This is a genomic window from Streptomyces fuscichromogenes (genome assembly GCF_014645815.1).
GTDB lineage: Bacteria > Actinomycetota > Actinomycetes > Streptomycetales > Streptomycetaceae > Streptomyces > Streptomyces fuscichromogenes.
Genome location: NZ_BMML01000002.1, coordinates 189,632 through 206,074, shown reverse-complemented (window position 1 = coordinate 206,074; position 16,443 = coordinate 189,632). Strand labels below are relative to the sequence as shown.

The 16,443-nt window shown below is 71.7% G+C and carries 13 protein-coding genes and 2 pseudogenes; 7 read left to right on the top strand and 8 right to left on the bottom strand.

Features of this window, described 5'->3' with window-relative positions; genetic code table 11:
• Window positions 1-53: 53 nt before the first annotated feature.
• The 4 genes from IEZ11_RS04720 to IEZ11_RS04705 all read left to right on the top strand — a co-directional run bounded on the left by IEZ11_RS04720 (window position 54) and on the right by IEZ11_RS04705 (window position 5,034).
• Window positions 54-1,109: an esterase-like activity of phytase family protein gene (locus IEZ11_RS04720; protein ID WP_189261289.1), complete on the top strand. Its 1,056-nt coding sequence runs from the start codon at window positions 54-56 to the stop codon at window positions 1,107-1,109.
• A gap of 118 nt (window positions 1,110-1,227) precedes the next feature.
• Window positions 1,228-3,591, top strand: coding sequence for an ArnT family glycosyltransferase (locus tag IEZ11_RS04715; RefSeq protein WP_189261288.1), 2,364 nt, complete (start codon window positions 1,228-1,230; stop codon window positions 3,589-3,591).
• 138 nt (window positions 3,592-3,729) lie between these two features.
• Window positions 3,730-4,536 carry an endonuclease I family protein gene (locus IEZ11_RS04710; protein ID WP_189261287.1) on the top strand — a complete coding sequence of 269 codons (807 nt, stop codon included), beginning with the start codon at window positions 3,730-3,732 and terminating at the stop codon, window positions 4,534-4,536.
• Between the two features lie 144 nt (window positions 4,537-4,680).
• The gene (locus IEZ11_RS04705) at window positions 4,681-5,034 is read left to right on the top strand and encodes a peptidase inhibitor family I36 protein (RefSeq protein WP_189261286.1); all 354 of its coding nucleotides are present in this window, start codon (window positions 4,681-4,683) and stop codon (window positions 5,032-5,034) included.
• 9 nt (window positions 5,035-5,043) lie between these two features.
• On the opposite strand, the gene IEZ11_RS04700 is transcribed toward IEZ11_RS04705, so the two are convergent.
• Both IEZ11_RS04700 and speB read right to left on the bottom strand, forming a co-directional pair.
• Window positions 5,044-6,732 (bottom strand): thiamine pyrophosphate-binding protein, encoded by a 1,689-nt coding sequence (locus IEZ11_RS04700; protein ID WP_189261285.1) that lies wholly within the window; start codon window positions 6,730-6,732, stop codon window positions 5,044-5,046.
• Window positions 6,729-7,697 (bottom strand): agmatinase, encoded by a 969-nt coding sequence (speB, locus tag IEZ11_RS04695; RefSeq protein WP_189261284.1) that lies wholly within the window; start codon window positions 7,695-7,697, stop codon window positions 6,729-6,731. The genes IEZ11_RS04700 and speB overlap by 4 nt, the downstream gene beginning before the upstream one ends.
• A gap of 320 nt (window positions 7,698-8,017) precedes the next feature.
• On the opposite strand from speB, the gene IEZ11_RS04690 reads away from it, so the two are divergent.
• Together IEZ11_RS04690 and IEZ11_RS04685 are read left to right on the top strand one after the other, a co-directional pair.
• Window positions 8,018-9,604, top strand: coding sequence for a helix-turn-helix domain-containing protein (locus IEZ11_RS04690; RefSeq protein WP_189261283.1), 1,587 nt, complete (start codon window positions 8,018-8,020; stop codon window positions 9,602-9,604).
• A 65-nt stretch (window positions 9,605-9,669) separates the two neighbouring features.
• Window positions 9,670-10,458 carry a phosphatase gene (locus tag IEZ11_RS04685; protein ID WP_189261282.1) on the top strand — a complete coding sequence of 263 codons (789 nt, stop codon included), beginning with the start codon at window positions 9,670-9,672 and terminating at the stop codon, window positions 10,456-10,458.
• A gap of 91 nt (window positions 10,459-10,549) precedes the next feature.
• Here IEZ11_RS04685 and IEZ11_RS04680 read toward each other — a convergent pair whose 3' ends face one another.
• The 6 genes and pseudogenes from IEZ11_RS04680 to IEZ11_RS04655 all read right to left on the bottom strand — a co-directional run bounded on the left by IEZ11_RS04680 (window position 10,550) and on the right by IEZ11_RS04655 (window position 14,738).
• Window positions 10,550-10,876, bottom strand: a complete 327-nt coding sequence (locus IEZ11_RS04680; RefSeq protein ID WP_189261281.1) for a hypothetical protein — start codon at window positions 10,874-10,876, stop codon at window positions 10,550-10,552.
• Between the two features lie 123 nt (window positions 10,877-10,999).
• A pseudogene (locus IEZ11_RS04675) lies at window positions 11,000-11,489 on the bottom strand (cation diffusion facilitator family transporter); the annotation flags it as partial.
• Window positions 11,490-11,770: 281 nt separating this feature from the next.
• Window positions 11,771-11,932: pseudogene (locus tag IEZ11_RS04670) on the bottom strand (cation transporter); the annotation flags it as partial.
• Window positions 11,933-11,941: 9 nt separating this feature from the next.
• Window positions 11,942-12,808: an acyl-CoA thioesterase gene (locus tag IEZ11_RS04665; protein WP_189261280.1), complete on the bottom strand. Its 867-nt coding sequence runs from the start codon at window positions 12,806-12,808 to the stop codon at window positions 11,942-11,944.
• A gap of 35 nt (window positions 12,809-12,843) precedes the next feature.
• Window positions 12,844-14,001, bottom strand: a complete 1,158-nt coding sequence (locus IEZ11_RS04660) for an acyl-CoA dehydrogenase family protein (RefSeq protein ID WP_189261279.1) — start codon at window positions 13,999-14,001, stop codon at window positions 12,844-12,846.
• Window positions 14,002-14,138: 137 nt separating this feature from the next.
• Window positions 14,139-14,738 (bottom strand): SACE_7040 family transcriptional regulator, encoded by a 600-nt coding sequence (locus IEZ11_RS04655; RefSeq protein WP_189261278.1) that lies wholly within the window; start codon window positions 14,736-14,738, stop codon window positions 14,139-14,141.
• 86 nt (window positions 14,739-14,824) lie between these two features.
• Between IEZ11_RS04655 and IEZ11_RS04650 the strand changes: the two genes are divergently transcribed.
• Window positions 14,825-16,441 carry a carboxyl transferase domain-containing protein gene (locus IEZ11_RS04650; RefSeq protein ID WP_189261277.1) on the top strand — a complete coding sequence of 539 codons (1,617 nt, stop codon included), beginning with the start codon at window positions 14,825-14,827 and terminating at the stop codon, window positions 16,439-16,441.
• Window positions 16,442-16,443 lie beyond the last annotated feature (2 nt).

Below are 16,443 nucleotides of genomic sequence, written 5' to 3'. Positions count from 1 at the left end.
TCCTTCACGGGGCGGTCTCCACCCCGTCACCGATCCCCCCTACGGTGACCGCCATGCGCCTGCGAACCGTACTCGCCACCCTCACCGCCGGCCTGGCGGCGGCCACCTGTCTGTCCGCCGCCGGGCCCGCCAACGCCGTCGCGGTCGACGCCGCTGCCGCCGACACCGCCGCGGCCCATGCCTGTTCGTCCTCGGTCTCGCTCGACGGCTTCTCCGACGCCCTCGACAAGACGACCTTCGGCGGCTACTTCGTCGGCAACCTCTCCGCGCTCGCCATGGACAAGGACGGCTCCCTGGCCGCCCTCGCCGACCGGTCCTACCTCTTCGACCTGGACGCGAGGACCCTCGCGCCGAAGTCGGTCGTCGGACTCGCCGACGAGAACGGCGCCGCGCTCGACTCCGAGGGCCTGGCCGTGGACCGGGACGGCACCCGCCTGATCACCTCCGAGACCGAGCCGTCCATCCGCCGCTACTCGGTGGACGGCAGGATCCTGGACCGCCTCCCGGTGCCGTCCTCCCTGCTCGTGTCCCCCGCCGGGCGCGCGACCGGCAACCAGACCTTCGAGGGGCTGACCCTCCTGAACGGCGGCCGCACCCTGTTGGCGTCGATGGAGTACGCCATCTCCGGCGACACTCCCGGGACCGTCCGCTTCCAGACCTGGCAGCGCACCAGGGGCGACCACTTCAGGCTGTCGGCCCAGTACGCCTACCGCACCGACGACCCGGCCCTCGGCGTCCCCGAGGTGCAGGCGCTCCCCGACGGCCGGCTCCTGGTCCTGGAGCGCGGCTTCACCTCCGGCGTCGGCAACACCGTCCGCCTCTACCTGGCCGACCCCCGGCACGCCACGGACACGAGCGGCATCGAGAACCTCACCGGACAGCCGGGCGTACGGCTGATCAGGAAGACCCTGCTCACGGACATCGCGAGCTGCCCGTCGCTCGGCGCGACGGCGAAGCAGCCGCAGCCCAACCCCCTCCTCGACAACATCGAGGGCATGGTCGTCACCGGCCACGCGCAGGGCACGTACAAGGTTCTCCTGGTCAGCGACGACAACCAGAACGCCGTACAGACGACCCGGTTCTACCGGCTGTCGGTCCGCGTGCGCTGACCCGGCGGCCGAGGAGGGCGGCCGCACGGGCCGCCCTCTTACCGACATCTCATCCACCCACAGGCTGCGCCCAGGATCGGCACAGCCCGCGCCCATCGACCGCCCGCAGGGTGGGATGGTGACATCTGCCACCGATCCCGTCCCCCACACGCCCGTGTCCCCCGACTGGGGCCCGCCCACGGCGTCCTCCACGGCACCTCCCACGGCCACCCCCGCGGCCGACCAGCCGGACAAGGCGCCACGCTGGTCCCTGCCCGCGTTGATCGCGATCCTGATCCTGGCGGCGGTGCTCTACTCCTGGAACCTCTCCGGTTCCAACATGAACACCTTCTACAGCGGTGCGATCTGGGCCGGCACGAAGAGCTGGAAGGCCTGGTTCTTCGGTTCGCTGGACCCGGGCAACTTCCTCACCGTCGACAAACCGCCCTTCGCGCTCATGGTCATGGGCCTGTCCTGCCGCATCTTCGGCTTCGGCACCTGGCAGATGATGGCGCCCCAGGTCGTGGTCGCGCTCGCCACGATCTGGATCCTGCACTCCACCGTGAAGCGGGTGTGGGGGCACGGCGCGGCGACCGTCGCCGCGCTGGTGCTGGCGCTCACCCCGATCACCGTCGCCATCAACCGCGACAACAACCCGGACACCATCCTGGTCTTCCTGATGGTGTCGGGCGCGGCACTGGCGTTCCGCGCCACCCGTGACGAGAAGCTGCTGCCGCTGCTCGGTGCGGCGGCCTGCTTCGGTCTCGCCTTCAACACCAAGCTGCTCGCGGGCTGGATCGCGCTCCCCGCCGTCTTCGCGCTCTACCTCTACGCGTCGAAGGCCACCTGGGCCAAGCGCGCGGTCAACCTGCTGCTGGCCGCGGTCGTGCTGGCCGTCTCCAGCTTCTGGTGGGCGGTCGCCGTCTCCCTGGTCCCGGCCTCCGACCGGCCGTACATCGGCGGCTCCACGGACGGTTCCGCCTGGGACCTGATCATGGGCTACGACGGTCTGGGCCGCGTCTTCGGCGGCGAGGGCAACGGCGGAGGAGGCGGCGGCGGGGGCGGCGGCTTCTCCGGCTCCGCGGGCCTCGGCCGGATGTTCAACGACATCCTCGGCGGCCAGATCTCCTGGCTGCTCCCCTTCTCCGCGATCGCCCTGATCGGCGGCCTGGTGCTGTGCGGGCGCGCCCCGCGCACCGACCTGAGGCGGATGGCCCTGGTCCTGTGGGGCGGCTGGACCCTGCTGCACTACGTGATCTTCGCGACCGCGCAGGGCACCATGCACCCGTACTACACGACCGCGCTCGCCCCGGGCATCGCGGTGCTGTGCGGCGGCGGTGGCGTGATGCTGCTGGAGGCGTTCCGCAGCGACAAGCGGTGGATCTGGGTCCTCCCGGCCGCCTTCGGCGTCACCGGCATCTGGGCGGTCGTACTGCTGCGCCGGGCCTCCGACTGGAACACCTGGCTGTGGCCGACGGTCGCGGTCCTGACCGTGGCCGGCATCGCGGGCATGCTGGTCTTCCGGTCCGGCAACCGGGCCCGGCTGCTGACGGCCTCCGTGGCGGCGGCCGTGATCGCGGCCCTCGCCGGTCCGACGGCGTACGCGGCGGCCGATCCGTTCGGCAGCTCGGCCGGCGGCGGCATGGGGGGTACGAATCCGACGGCGGGCCCCTCGACGGGCAGCGGCGGCTTCGGCGGCGGACCCGGCGGTGGCGGCGGCACCCGGGGCGGTTTCCCGGGCGGCGGCGAACTGCCGGGCGGCACCCAGCAGGGCGGTACCCAGCAAGGCGGCGGCCAGAACAACCAGGCCGGCGGCGAGGCGGGCGGCGGCTTCCCGGGCGGCATGAACGGCGAGGCCCCGACCGGCGGCATGAACGGCCAGGCCCCTGGCGGCACCGGCACCGGCGGCGGTCAGATGACGCCCGGCGGCGGCACCGGCGAACTGCCGAGCGGCGGCACCGGCAACGGTGAACTGCCCGGCGGCACCGGCAACGGCACCGGCACCGGCGGCACGCGCGGCGCCATGGGCGGCGGCATGGGCGGTGGCGGCGGCATGGGCGGCAGCGTGAGCAGCGACCTGATCGCCTACCTGAAGAAGCACATGGACGGCGCCACCTGGCTGCTGGCCGTCTCCAACTCGCAGTCCGCGTCGCAGATCGAGCTGAGCTCGAACGAGCCCGTCATCTCCATGTGGGGCTTCACCGGGTCCGACAACGCGATGACCGTCGCCAAGCTGAAGGAACTGGTGAAGGCGGGCAAGCTGCACTACATCCAGGTCGGCAGCAGCGGCATGGGCATGGGCGGCAGCAACACCGTCAGCTCCGCGGTCACCTCGTGGGTGGAGAAGAACGGCACGGCGGTGAAGGAGAGCGCGTACAGCAAGACCACGAGTTCGAGCTCGTCGTCCAGCTCCTCGTCCAGCTCCTCGTCGAAGTCGACCTCTTCGACGCAGACGACGAACACCTCGTCGCTCTACCGGCTGGACCCGTCGGACGTCGACTGACGTAGCCCCGGCCCCCGAAGAGACCCCCGACCGGACGGTCGGGGGTCTCTTTTTACGTCCCGTTTACCTGCATGTCCTCATGTTCATGTCACCCTCCTTCTTGCCGCCTCATCAACCCGCGTAGATGGGAAACTCTTTATGCTGGCGACACACATCCGGCGCTGGAAGTCGGTGGCCCTGACGACCGCCGCCGTCCTGGTGGGCCTGACCGCCCCGGCGCTGACGGCGACTCCGGCCGCCGCGACCACGACCGCGTACGACTCGACGTACTACAAGAACGCGATCGGCAAGACGGGGACGAGCCTCAAGTCGTCCCTGCACACGATCATCAGCGCGAACGTCACCAAGCTGTCGTACTCGGCCCTGTGGGACGCCCTGAAGAAGACCGACCAGGACCCGAACAACAGCAGCAACGTGATCCTGCTGTACTCGGGCATCTCGCGCAGCAAGACCCTCAACGGCGGTGACAGCGGCGACTGGAACCGTGAGCACGTGTGGGCGATCTCGCACGGCGACCTCACCACGTCCACCGGCCCCGGCACGGACCTGCACCACATCCGTCCCGAGGACGTGGCCGTCAACGGCAAGCGCGGCAACCTCGACTTCGACGAGGGCGGCTCCACCTTCACCAACAGCGGTGGCAGCAAGGTCGACTCGGACTCCTTCGAGCCGCGCGACGCGGTCAAGGGCGACGTGGCCCGCATGATCCTCTACATGGCCGTCCGCTACGAGGGCGACGACGGGTTCGCGAACCTGGAGCCCGACGACAAGGTCAACAACGGCTCCACCCCGTACATCGGCAAGCTCTCGATCCTCAAGCAGTGGAACGACGAGGACCCGCCGGACGCCTTCGAGGAGAACCGCAACCAGGTCATCTACGACACCTACCAGCACAACCGGAACCCGTTCATCGACCACCCGGAGTGGGTCGACGCGATCTGGTAGGCGAGCCGGACCCGGTCGTACTACTTACCTCACACAGGTGAAGTCGATCTTGGGCTCGGGCGTGTCCCGGTGACCGCCCAGCAGCATGGGGGCACCCCGGAAGTTCCGCCGGGGTGCCCCCAACTCCCTTTTCCGGAGAGTCCCGTGCAGCTTCGTACCTGGTCCCTCGCCACCGCCCTCGCCCTGACCGCCCTGGTGGCCCCCGCGCAGAGCGCCTCCGCACACGTGGCCGCCCCCTCCTGTCCCGACGGCTCGGTGTGCTTCTGGAGCGGCGAGGGCTTCGGCGGCGACTACTGGGAGTGGACGTCCCGCAGCGGCTACCGCGACATGCCGCCGAACCTCCACGACCACGTCGGCTCCTTCGTCGCCGCCACCCGCGCCTGCTTCGTCAACTGGTCCCCGGTCGAGAAGCGCGACGTCTACAACGCCGACTGGCGCTCCCAGTACGGCGGCGACTTCGGCGGCCGCATCGACGGGGTGGGACCGGGCGCCTGCTGAGCGGAGCGCTCAGTCCCCCAGATGCGTCGGCGCGAACATCCGGAGCAGGGCCGGGAGTACGACCACCGACGGGCCCGGTGCGGCGAGGGCCTTGGCGAGGTCGGTCTCCAGGGTCTCCGGGGACGTCCGTACCGCCGGGACGCCGAAGGACTCGGCCAGGGCCACGTAGTCGGGGCGGGCCAGTTCCGTCGCCGTGGCCTCGCCGAAGGCGCCGGTCATGTACTCGCGCAGGATGCCGTAGCCGCCGTCGTCGACGATCAGCCAGGTGACCGGGAGGTCGTGCTGCCGTGCCGTCGCCAGTTCCGCGACGGAGTAGAGGGCGCCGCCGTCGCCGGAGACCGCGAGGACCGGCCGGGTGGGGTCGGCGGCGGCCGCGCCCAGCGCCGCCGGGAAGCCGTAGCCGAGGCCGCCCGCGCCCTGCGCGGAGTGCATGAGGTTCGGCGCCTGGGCGTCGAACGCCGACCAGGCCCAGTAGGCCAGGATCGTCATGTCCCAGAAGGACGGGGAGCCGGCCGGCAGGGCGCGCCGGACCGCCGCCAGCACCTCCTGCTCCAGGGTGAGTTCCTGGCCGGCGATACGCTCCGAGACCCGGGCCAGCAGCTCTCGTACCCGGTCGGCCGCCGTGTCGTCGGCGCGCGGGGTCACCGTCTCCAGGAGCGCCTGGAGCGCGAGGCGGGCGTCCGCGTGGATGCCGAGGGCCGGGTGGTTGGCCTCCAGTTTGCCGAGGTCCGCCTCGATCTGGACGACCCGGCCGCGCGGCTTGAACGTGTGGTAGTTCGAGGAGAGTTCACCGAGCCCCGAGCCGACCACCAGCAGGACGTCCGCGTCCTCCAGGAAGTCCGTGGTGTGGCGGTCCTCCAGCCAGGACTGGAGGGAGAGCGGGTGGTGCCAGGGGAACGCGCCCTTGCCGCCGAAGGTGGTGACGACCGGGGCGTTCAGCTCCTCGGCCAGCCGCCGCAGCTTGCCCGACGCGTCCGCGCGGACCACTCCGCCGCCCGCGATGATCGCCGGGCGGGCGGCCCGCGAGAGCAGGTCGGCGGCCACCGCGGTCAGTTCGGGGCGCGGGGCGAGTTCGTCCGGGGTCGCGTCCACCGCCGTCACCACGGGCAGCGCGGTGTCCGCGAGGAGCACGTCCTGCGGGATCTCCACCCACACCGGGCCGTGCGGGGCGGTCAGGGCCGACTTCCAGGCCGCCGCGAGCGCGGACGGGATCTGCGACTGGGTGCGGACGGTGTGCACCGACTTCACCACGCCCCGGAAGGAGGCCGCCTGGTCCGGGAGTTCGTGCAGGTAGCCGTGGCGGCCGCCGCCCAGGCCCGCGGTGGGGACCTGGCTGCTGATCGCGAGGACGGGGGCGGAGGCGGCGGCCGCCTCGTGCAGCGCGGCCAGCGAGGTCAGCGCGCCGGGGCCGGTCGACAGGAGCAGCGGGGCCGCCTCGCCGGTGATCCGGCCGTAGGCGTCCGCCGCGAAGCCCGCGTTGTTCTCCACTCGCAGGCCGACATAGCGCAGCGAGGAGCGGCGCAGGGCGTCGAACATGCCGAGGGCGTGCTGGCCGGGCAGTCCGAAGACGGTGGTCGCGCCGAGCCCGGCCAGGGTCTCCACGACCAGGTCCCCGCCGCTTCGGCCGGCGGGCGGGTTCAGGGCTGCGGCCGTCTGCGCCTCGGTCGGGCGGAGCACCAGGTCGTGGTCGTGGGTCACTTCGAACGCGCCTCGGCAATCTGTCGGGTCATGATCGTGGTCAGTTCGTACGCCGTGTGCGAGGCCGCCACCGAGGTGATCTCGGCGTGGTCGTACGCGGGGGCCACCTCGACGACGTCCGCCGAGACCAGGTGGCATGCGGAGAGACCGCGCAGGATCTCCAGCAGTTCCCTGGACGTCATACCACCGGCCTCGGGCGTGCCGGTGCCCGGGGCGTGCGCGGGGTCCAGGCAGTCGATGTCGATCGAGATGTAGAGGGGCCGGTCGCCGATGCGCTGACGCAGCTGGTCGGCCACCTCGTCCGCGCCCCGGCGGTAGATGTCCGCCGAGGTCACGATGCCGAAGCCCATCTTCTGGTCGTCGGTCAGGTCCTGCTTGCCGTACAGCGGCCCGCGGGTGCCGACGTGGGAGAGGGCGGAGGTGTCCAGGATGCCCTCCTCCACCGCCCGCCGGAACGGGGTGCCGTGCGTGTACTCGGCGCCGAAGTAGGTGTCCCAGGTGTCGAGGTGGGCGTCGAAGTGGAGCAGCGCGACCGGGCCGTGCCGCTTGGCGACCGAGCGCAGCAGGGGCAGCGCGATGGTGTGGTCGCCGCCCAGGGTCATCAGCCGGGCACCGGTGCCGAGGAGGTCGTCCGCGGCGGCCTCGATCGTCTCCACGGCCTCGTTGATGTCGAAGGGGTTCACCGCGATGTCGCCGCCGTCCGCCACCTGGGCGAGGGCGAAGGGGGACGCGTCCTGTGCCGGGTTGTAGGGGCGCAGCAGCCGGGACGCCTCGCGGATGGCGTTGCCGCCGAAGCGGGCGCCCGGCCGGTAGGAGACGCCGGAGTCGAACGGCACGCCCACCACCGCGACGTCGGCGCGGCCGACCTCGTCGAGGCGGGGCAGCCGGGCGAAGGTCGCGGGACCGGCGTACCGCGGGATGCGGGAGGAGTCGACGGGGCCGCGGGGCGTCTCGTTGCCGCTCATGGGCTGCTGCCTTCTTTCCTACGCTTCATCGCGTACGTACCGCTATGCACTGCTTCTGTCATGACTCTACTGGTGGGCCGGGACCGGCTCGGACACGAGTTCGGGAGCGCCCCGGCCCGCGAGCCGCTCGCGCCGGTTCGCCGGCGCGTACCGACGGTCACGGCGTGGCCGACGGACACCGAACCTCCCTCACTCGAATGAACCGGGTCCGAATCGGAGTCGCCGGGGGGTGACGGTCATCGACACTAGGTGACCGGAAAGCGGCTGCGAAGTGTACGTTTCATCCATTCGAGCCGTACGTGATGAAGGAAACGCACACCATGCCGGACTCGACGGTTCACCCCACGCCTCCCACGCCCGCCGTGCCCCTCGCGGCCCTCCTGGCCCGCGAGGACCTCGCCCTGCGCCAGATCGCCGGGCCGTCGGACCCGCCGCCCGTCGTGCACGCGGCGCACACCTCGGAGATGGCCGACCCGTACCCGTACCTGCTGGGCGGCGAGCTGCTGCTGTCGGCCGGGGCGCACATCCCGGACGCGGCGGACTCGGACACCTACTTCGACGACTACGTCTCCCGGATCGTCGCGGCGGGCGGGGCCGCCCTCGGCTTCGGGCTGGCCCCCGTGCACGACACGGTCCCGCACGCCCTGGTCGAGGCCTGCGACGCGCACGGCCTCCCGCTCGTCGAGGTGCCGCCGCGGACCACCTTCTCCGCCGTCGCCCGCGCGGTCTGGCAGCTGCTGGCCCAGGCCCGCCTGGCCGAGCTGCGCCGCGTCACCGAGGCCCAGCAGAGCCTCGCGGCCGCCGCGGCCCGCCCCGACCCGGTCCCGTCGGTGCTGCGGCAACTGGCCCAGCGGGTGGGCGGCTGGACGGCCCTGTACGGCCCGGAGGGAGCGGAGATCGCGGCGGCGGGACGGGAGCCGGAGGCACCGGTGCGCGGCTCGCTGACCGAGCTGACGGAGGTGGTACGGCCGTCCGGGCCGGGCACCCCCGCCTCGGCGACCCCCGCCTCGGCGACCCCCGCCTCGGCGACCCACGTCACGGCCGGCACCCGCCTCGCGGCCTACGCCCTCGGCACCGGCTTCGTCCTCGGGGTGGCCACCCCGGCCCGCGAACCGGGCGACCACACCATCGCCTCGGTCGCCGCGGTCCTGCTCACCCTCCTGACCGGCGAACAGCAGAGCGGCTCGGGAGCGGCCCGCACCTCGGCGCTCGTCAGACTGCTGCTGGGCGGCACGGCGGAGGAGGTGGCGCCACTGCTGAGCAAGGAGACCCACTGGTTCGTCGTGGATGCCCGCAGGAATGACCAACGGGACCGGCCCGCCCCCTCAGGGGCGCGGGACCCTGTCGACATGCGGCTCCGCCGCGGGGCGCGACCGGCCCCCACGCACCCGCAGCCGCCGGATCTCCTGGCCGCCACCGCACTGGGCGCCGCACTCGGCTCCACCCTCATCGACCCCATGGTGGAAAACGTACGCATCCTCGTCCCCGCTGACCGAACACCTCAGCCACAGCCCGGCTGGACCCTCGGCGTCAGCTCCCCCGCCCCCGCACAACACCTGGCGGCCGCAGCCGCACAGGCGGCACGCGCCATGGCCCGCGCCCGAGCGACCCGCACCGCGCTGCTGAGGCACGGCAGCCGCCCCGGCCTGGCCGAACTCGTCCCGAGGGAAGAAGCACAGGCCCACGCCCGCGCCCTCCTCGGCCCCCTCGCGGAGCGCCCCGCCCTCGTCGAGACCCTGCGCGCCTGGCTCTCCCTGCACGGCAGTTGGGACCGTACCGCGGTCGCCCTGTCCGTCCACCGCAACACCGTGCGGCAGCGCATCGCCCGCGCCGCGGAGCTCCTGCACGCCGAACTCGACGATCCTGACGTGCGGATGGAGCTGTGGTTCGCGCTCCGTCAGGAGTGAGTGACGCACGTCCCAGCGGGCGGTACGCAGGGAAATCGCACAGCCCGCTGCCCCACAATGGAGCCATGCCGATACCCGGGACGCCCAGCCGCGCCGAGCTCGTAGAGCACCTTGTGAAGACCCGTATCGCGGGGGACGTCGCCACCCCCCGCGAGAACAACCTGCTGCACTACCGCAAGCTGGCCAACGGCGAGCGCAACTGGTGGCTGGGACTGGAACTCGGCGACCGCTGGAGCGACGAGCAGGACGTGCTGGCCGTGATGGCCGAGCGGGTCGGGGTGAACGACGACCCCGAGCACCGGTACGGCCAGGACACCATCGACCCCGAGCTGACCGTGGACGGCCTGGACCGGCTGGCGGCGCGGCTGCGCAAGGCGGCCGAGGGACGGCAGCGGGTGCTGTTCGCGACCGGTCACCCGGGCGGTCTGCTGGACGTGCACCGGGCGACCGCGGCCGCGCTGCGCACCGCCGGCTGCGAGATCGTGGTCATCCCGGACGGTCTGCAGACGGACGAGGGGTACGTCATGCAGTTCGCCGACGTGGCCGTGCTGGAACACGGGGCGACGCTCTGGCACACCCACTCCGGGGAGCCGATGAAGGCCGTCCTGGGCGGCCTGGAGCGGGCGGGGCGGCCGCTGCCCGACCTGGTGGTCGCGGACCACGGCTGGGCGGGTCACGCGGCGCAGGCGGGCCTGGACGCGGCCGGATACGCGGACTGCAACGACCCGGCGCTGTTCCTCGCCGAGTCGGAGGGCACCCTCCAGGTCGCCGTACCGCTGGACGACCATGTGCTCAGCCCCCGGTACTACGACCCGCTGACCGCGTACCTGCTGGCCGGGGCGGGACTGGTCTGACAGAGCGATGTGCGGCCCCCGTCGACGGGAGCCGCACATCGTGGCCTGGCCCTAGACCCTCAGTACCTGGTCTGCCGAGATCCGGTCCGGCTCAGAATCCGAACCCGTTGAAGCCGCCGATCCCACCGAACCCGCCGAACCCGCTGAAGCCGCCGAACCCGCCGACGACGGTGGGGACGACCACGACAGGGATGACGGGAACGACGGGGACGAACCCGAAGTTGCTGAAGCGGCAGCCGTTGCTGAACCCGCCGAACCGGGAATTGTTGCAGCCGAAGCCGCCACCGGTGACGACGCTCTGATGAGTGGAGGCGGGGGCCGCCGAGGCGGTGCCCGCGGCGCCGATCGCGGCTCCACCGGCCAGCACCAGGCCGGCGGCAGACATCGCGGCGATGCGCCTCGCGCGCTGTACTCGCATGGGAAATACCTTTCTGCCGGACTCACGTCCGCTACGCGGCACGTCCGCTATGCGGCACATGCACTGTGCGGCATTTCACTCATAGAGCTTAATTCTGGATAAGAAGGATGGCACGTCGGACGGTCACCGACCGTGATCCGACGAGGTCACCGGCCCGGGAGTCGGGTCCAGGTACACCCGGCCGATCGCGGGGAACGCGGCCCGCAGCCGCTGTTCGGCCCGCTCGCAGGCCCACTCGATCTCGGCCGCCGTCGACACGTCCCGGAAGTCCACCTTGGCCGCGACCAGCGCCTCGTGCGGGCCCTGCACCAGGGTGGTCAGCTCCAGTACGGCCACGATGTGCTCGGACTCCAGCAGCTCGGCGCGGATCCGCTCCCGCACCGGCCTCGGCAGCGGCCGCCCGATCAGGAGCTCGGCGTTCGACCGGCCGAGCACCCAGGCGACGTACAGCAGGAGCAGGCCGATGAGGAGGGAGGCGAGGCCGTCCCAGACGCCGGAGCCGGTGAGCTGGCCGCCGAGCAGGCCGCCGGCCGCGAGCACCAGCCCGACGAGCGCGGCCGAGTCCTCCAGCAACGGCCTTCACGCCGGTGTCGGGGGTGTACCGGAGTTGACGCCCTCTCCTGCCCGAGGGCATGAGATTCCGGTCCGTACCTCTCCGAGGTACCACCTTGGGTTCCTGTTTCACTGGCCACTGCCGACCGGTGAAGGTCGGTCTTACGCGGCCTCCGCAGGCCTGACTTCCCGCCCGTCCGGCGGTAGGTCCGACAACTACGTTGCCGGACAAGGCGATCCTGCCATGGATCTGCGCCCCCTCTGGGCCGCCAGGGCGAGGATGCCCTACAGCTCTACCCTGAAGGGTGGGGCGCTGGGCAAGTGTTCGACAGCCCAGCGGGTGCGCCTCGTCGGCATCGCGCTGGAGCCGCTGATCACCCCGGCGACCGCCTTGGCGAGCGCGATCCCGAGGTTGGCGAGGGCGGCGACGATCACCGTGCCCGTGCTCTCGCCGCCGCTCGGCCGGGTCTGTTCCGCCTGCTGGACTTGCTGGGCTTGGGCCATGCCCCAGTTCTACCGGGGGACGCGGACCACACCCTCCTGGATCACGGAAATGGCGAGCGACCCGTCCTGGGTGTAGATCCGGGCCTGGCCGAGCCCGCGGCCGCCGTGCGCGGACGGCGACTCCTGGTCGTAGAGCAGCCACTCGTCGGCGCGGAACGGCCGGTGGAACCACATGGCGTGGTCGAGCGAGGCGCCCACCACGTCCCCGACCGCCCAGCCGCCGCGGCCGTGCGCGAGCAGGACGGAGTCGAGCAGGGTCATGTCGGAGACGTAGGTCGCGAGGACGACGTGCAGCAAGGGGTCGTCGTCGAGCTTGCCGTTCGTCCGGAACCAGACCTGGCTGTGCGGTTCGCGCGGCTCGCCGTACTTGCCGAACGGGGGCTCCTCGGCGTAGCGCAGGTCGATGGCCTCGCGGGCCTCCAGGAACTTCTCCACCACGGCCGGGTCGAGGTGGCCGTAGTCGCGGAAGCGCTCCGCCGAGGTGGGCAGGGTCGCCGGGTCGGGTGCGGCGGGCATCGGGGCCTGGTGCTCCAGCCCCTCCTCGGCCAGCTGGAAGGAGGCCGACAGCGCGAAGATCGGCCGGCCGTGCTGGACGGCGACCGCGCGCCGGGTGGTGAAGGAACGGCCGTCGCGGATGCGCTCGACGGTGTAGACGATGGGCGCGCCCGGGTCGCCGGGGCGCAGGAAGTACGCGTGCAGCGAGTGGGCGTGCCGGTCCGCCGGGACGGTGCGCCCGGCGGCGACCAGCGCCTGGGCCGCGACCTGCCCGCCGAAGACGCGCGGGACGACGGCGGACCGGGACTGGCCGCGGAAGATGTTCTCCTCGATCTGCTCCAGGTCGAGGAGATCGAGGAGATCACTTAGTGCCTGGTTCATGGCACCTTTTCTACTGGCGGGTTGTTGCGGTGGCCCTACAGGCCCATGTCCTTCGCGATGATCGTCTTCATGATCTCGCTGGTGCCGCCGTAGATGCGGTTGACACGGTTGTCCGCGTAGAGGCGGGCGATCGGGTACTCGTTCATGAAGCCGTAGCCGCCGTGCAGCTGGAGGCAGCGGTCGATCACGCGGTGCGCGACCTCGGTGGTGAACAGCTTGGCGCTGGCGGCCTCGGCCGGGGTCAGCTCACCGGCGTCCAGGGCCTCCGTGGCCCGGTCGACGACGGCCTCGGCCGCGTCCACCTCGGCCTGGCAGGCGGCCAGCTCGAACTTGGTGTTCTGGAAGGCGGCGACGGGCTGGCCGAAGACGACGCGCTCCTGCACGTACTGCTTGGCGAACCGGACGGCGGCCTTGGCCTGCGCGTAGGCGCCGAAGGCGATGCCCCAGCGCTCGGAGGCGAGGTTGTGGCCGAGGTAGTAGAAGCCCTTGTTCTCCTCGCCGAGGAGGTCCTCGACCGGGACCTTGACGTCGACGAACGCCAGCTCCGCGGTGTCGGAGGTCTTCAGTCCCAGCTTGTCGAGCTTCCGCCCGACCGAGTAGCCCTCGGCCTTCGTGTCCACCACGAAGAGCGAGATGCCGTGCCGGCGGTCTTCCTTCGTCGGCGCGGAGGTCCGGGCACACACGATCATGCGGTCGGCGTGCACGCCGCCCGTGATGAAGGTCTTGGCGCCGTTGAGGACGTAGTGCGTGCCGTCCTCGCTGAGCTTGGCGGTGGTCTTCATGCCCGCGAGGTCGGAGCCGGTGCCCGGCTCGGTCATCGCGATCGCCCACATCTCCTCGCCGGAGACGAACTTCGGCAGGTACCGCTTCTTCTGCTCGTCGCTGGCCAGCAGCTTTATGTACGGCAGGCCGAGCAGCACGTGCACGCCGGAGCCGCCGAAGGCGACGCCCGCACGGGCGGTCTCCTCGTACAGGACGGCCTCGAACTTGTAGGAGTCGATGCCGGCGCCGCCGTACTCCTCGTCGACGCGGATGCCGAAGACGCCCAGCTCGGCGAGCTTGTAGTAGAACTCGCGCGGGGCCTGGCCAGCGGCGAACCACTCGTCGTACACGGGTACGACCTCGGCCTCGATGAAGGCGCGGATGGTCTCCCGGAACGCCTCGTGATCCTCGTCGAACAACGTACGGCGCACGGCCGCCACCTCCAGGCACGTCAGCTGTCTAAGCGCTTGCTCAGACTCCAAGGTACCGGTGGGTAGCCGACGGGTCCAGGGCAGGAGGGGCGACAACGGGGGTAACGCTCGTCACGCCCACGCCGGATCCCCCGCCCTCACTCCCCCGCCGCCGCCTCGAAGGCGCCCCTCGCCATCCGGTGGAGCAGGACCGCTGTCGCGCCGCGGCCCGGGAGGGAACCCGGTCGGCCCAAGTGCGGGGTCGAGTTCAGGAGGCCGAAGACCGAGTGGACCGCCGAACGGGCCGCGGGCTCGGGGAGCGCCGGGTAGACGCCGCGCAGGACCTCCACCCAGAGCTCGACGTACTGCCGCTGCAGCTGCCGCACCAGCTTGCGGTCGCTGTCGCGCAAGCGGTCCAGCTCCCGGTCGTGCAGGGTGATCAGTGGACGGTCGTCGAGGGCGAAGTCGATGTGGCCCTCGATGAGGGAGTCCAGGACCGCCGGGGACGCGGTGTCCCCGTCGGCCTCCGCCAGGCGGCGCCTGGCCCCCGTCAGCAACTGCCCGCTGATCCCCACCAGCAGCTCCGCGAGCATCGCGTCCTTGCCCGCGAAGTGCCGGTAGAGACCGGGACCGCTGATGCCGACCGCGGCCCCTATCTCGTCCACACCGACGCCGTGGAAACCGCGCTCGGCGAACAGCCGCGCGGCCTCCTTGAGGATCTGTTCGCGGCGCGTCGGGGCGTCGGTTCTCGTGACCATGAAGGCAATTCTAGACAGAGAGGTTAGCGGTCGTTAACCTGAGGGAAATGCGTTAACGCTCATTAACAAGGTGAGGGGATCGCGGCATGGACCAGGCACCGGAGCTGACGAGCGCGGCGGACCCCGCGTCGGAGGCCTTTCGGGCCAACGAGGAGGCGCACCGCGTCCTCGTGGAGGAGCTGCGCGCCAAGCTCGCCGCGGCCGCGCTGGGCGGCGGCGAGAAGGCACGGGCCCGGCACACCGCGCGCGGCAAGCTGCTGCCGCGGGACCGGGTCGACACGCTGCTGGACCCCGGCTCGCCGTTCCTGGAGCTGGCCCCGCTGGCCGCCGAGGGGATGTACGACGGGGCGGCGCCCGCGGCCGGCGTGATCGCCGGGATCGGGCGGGTGAGCGGCCGCGAGTGCGTGATCGTCGCCAACGACGCCACCGTCAAGGGCGGCACGTACTACCCGATGACCGTGAAGAAGCACCTGCGGGCCCAGGAGGTGGCCCTCGACAACCGGCTGCCGTGCGTCTACCTGGTGGACTCCGGCGGCGCCTTCCTGCCCATGCAGGACGAGGTCTTCCCGGACCGCGACCACTTCGGGCGGATCTTCTACAACCAGGCCCGGATGTCGGGGGCGGGGATCCCGCAGATCGCGGCGGTCCTCGGCTCGTGCACGGCCGGCGGCGCGTACGTCCCGGCGATGAGCGACGAGGCCGTCATCGTCCGCAACCAGGGGACGATCTTCCTCGGCGGGCCCCCGCTGGTGAAGGCCGCCACCGGTGAGGTGGTGACGGCCGAGGAGCTGGGCGGCGGCGAGGTCCACTCCCGGGTCTCCGGTGTCACCGACCACCTCGCCGAGGACGACGCGCACGCGCTCAGGATCGTCCGGAACATCGTCGCCACCCTGCCGGCCCGGCGCGCCCTCCCCTGGGAGGTCACCCCCGTCACCGAGCCCAAGACCGACCCCTACGGCCTGTACGGCGCCGTCCCGGTCGACTCCCGCACCCCCTACGACGTCCGCGAGATCATCGCCCGGGTCGTCGACGGCTCCCGGTTCGCCGAGTTCAAGGCCGAGTTCGGGCAGACCCTCGTCACCGGCTTCGCCCGCGTCCACGGCCACCCGGTCGGCGTCGTCGCCAACAACGGCATCCTCTTCTCCGAGTCCGCCCAGAAGGGCGCCCACTTCATCGAGCTGTGCGACCAGCGCGGGATCCCCCTGGTCTTCCTCCAGAACATCTCCGGCTTCATGGTCGGCAAGGACTACGAGGCCGGCGGCATCGCCAAGCACGGCGCGAAGATGGTCACGGCGGTGGCCTGCACACGGGTCCCGAAGCTGACCGTCGTCGTCGGCGGTTCGTACGGCGCGGGCAACTACTCCATGTGCGGCAGGGCCTACTCGCCCCGCTTCCTGTGGATGTGGCCCAACGCCAAGATCTCGGTGATGGGAGGCGAGCAGGCCGCGTCGGTGCTGGCGACCGTCAAGCGGGACCAGCTGGAGGCGCGCGGCGAGAGCTGGCCGGCCGACGAGGAGGAGGCCTTCAAGGCACCCGTCCGCGCCCAGTACGAGCGCCAGGGCAGCGCCTACTACGCGACCGCCCGCCTGTGGGACGACGGGGTCATCGACCCGCTCGACACCCGGCAGGTCCTGGGACTGGCCCTGACGGCCTGTGGCAACGCGCCGCTGGGTGAACCCCAATTCGGCGTCTTCCGGATGTGAGG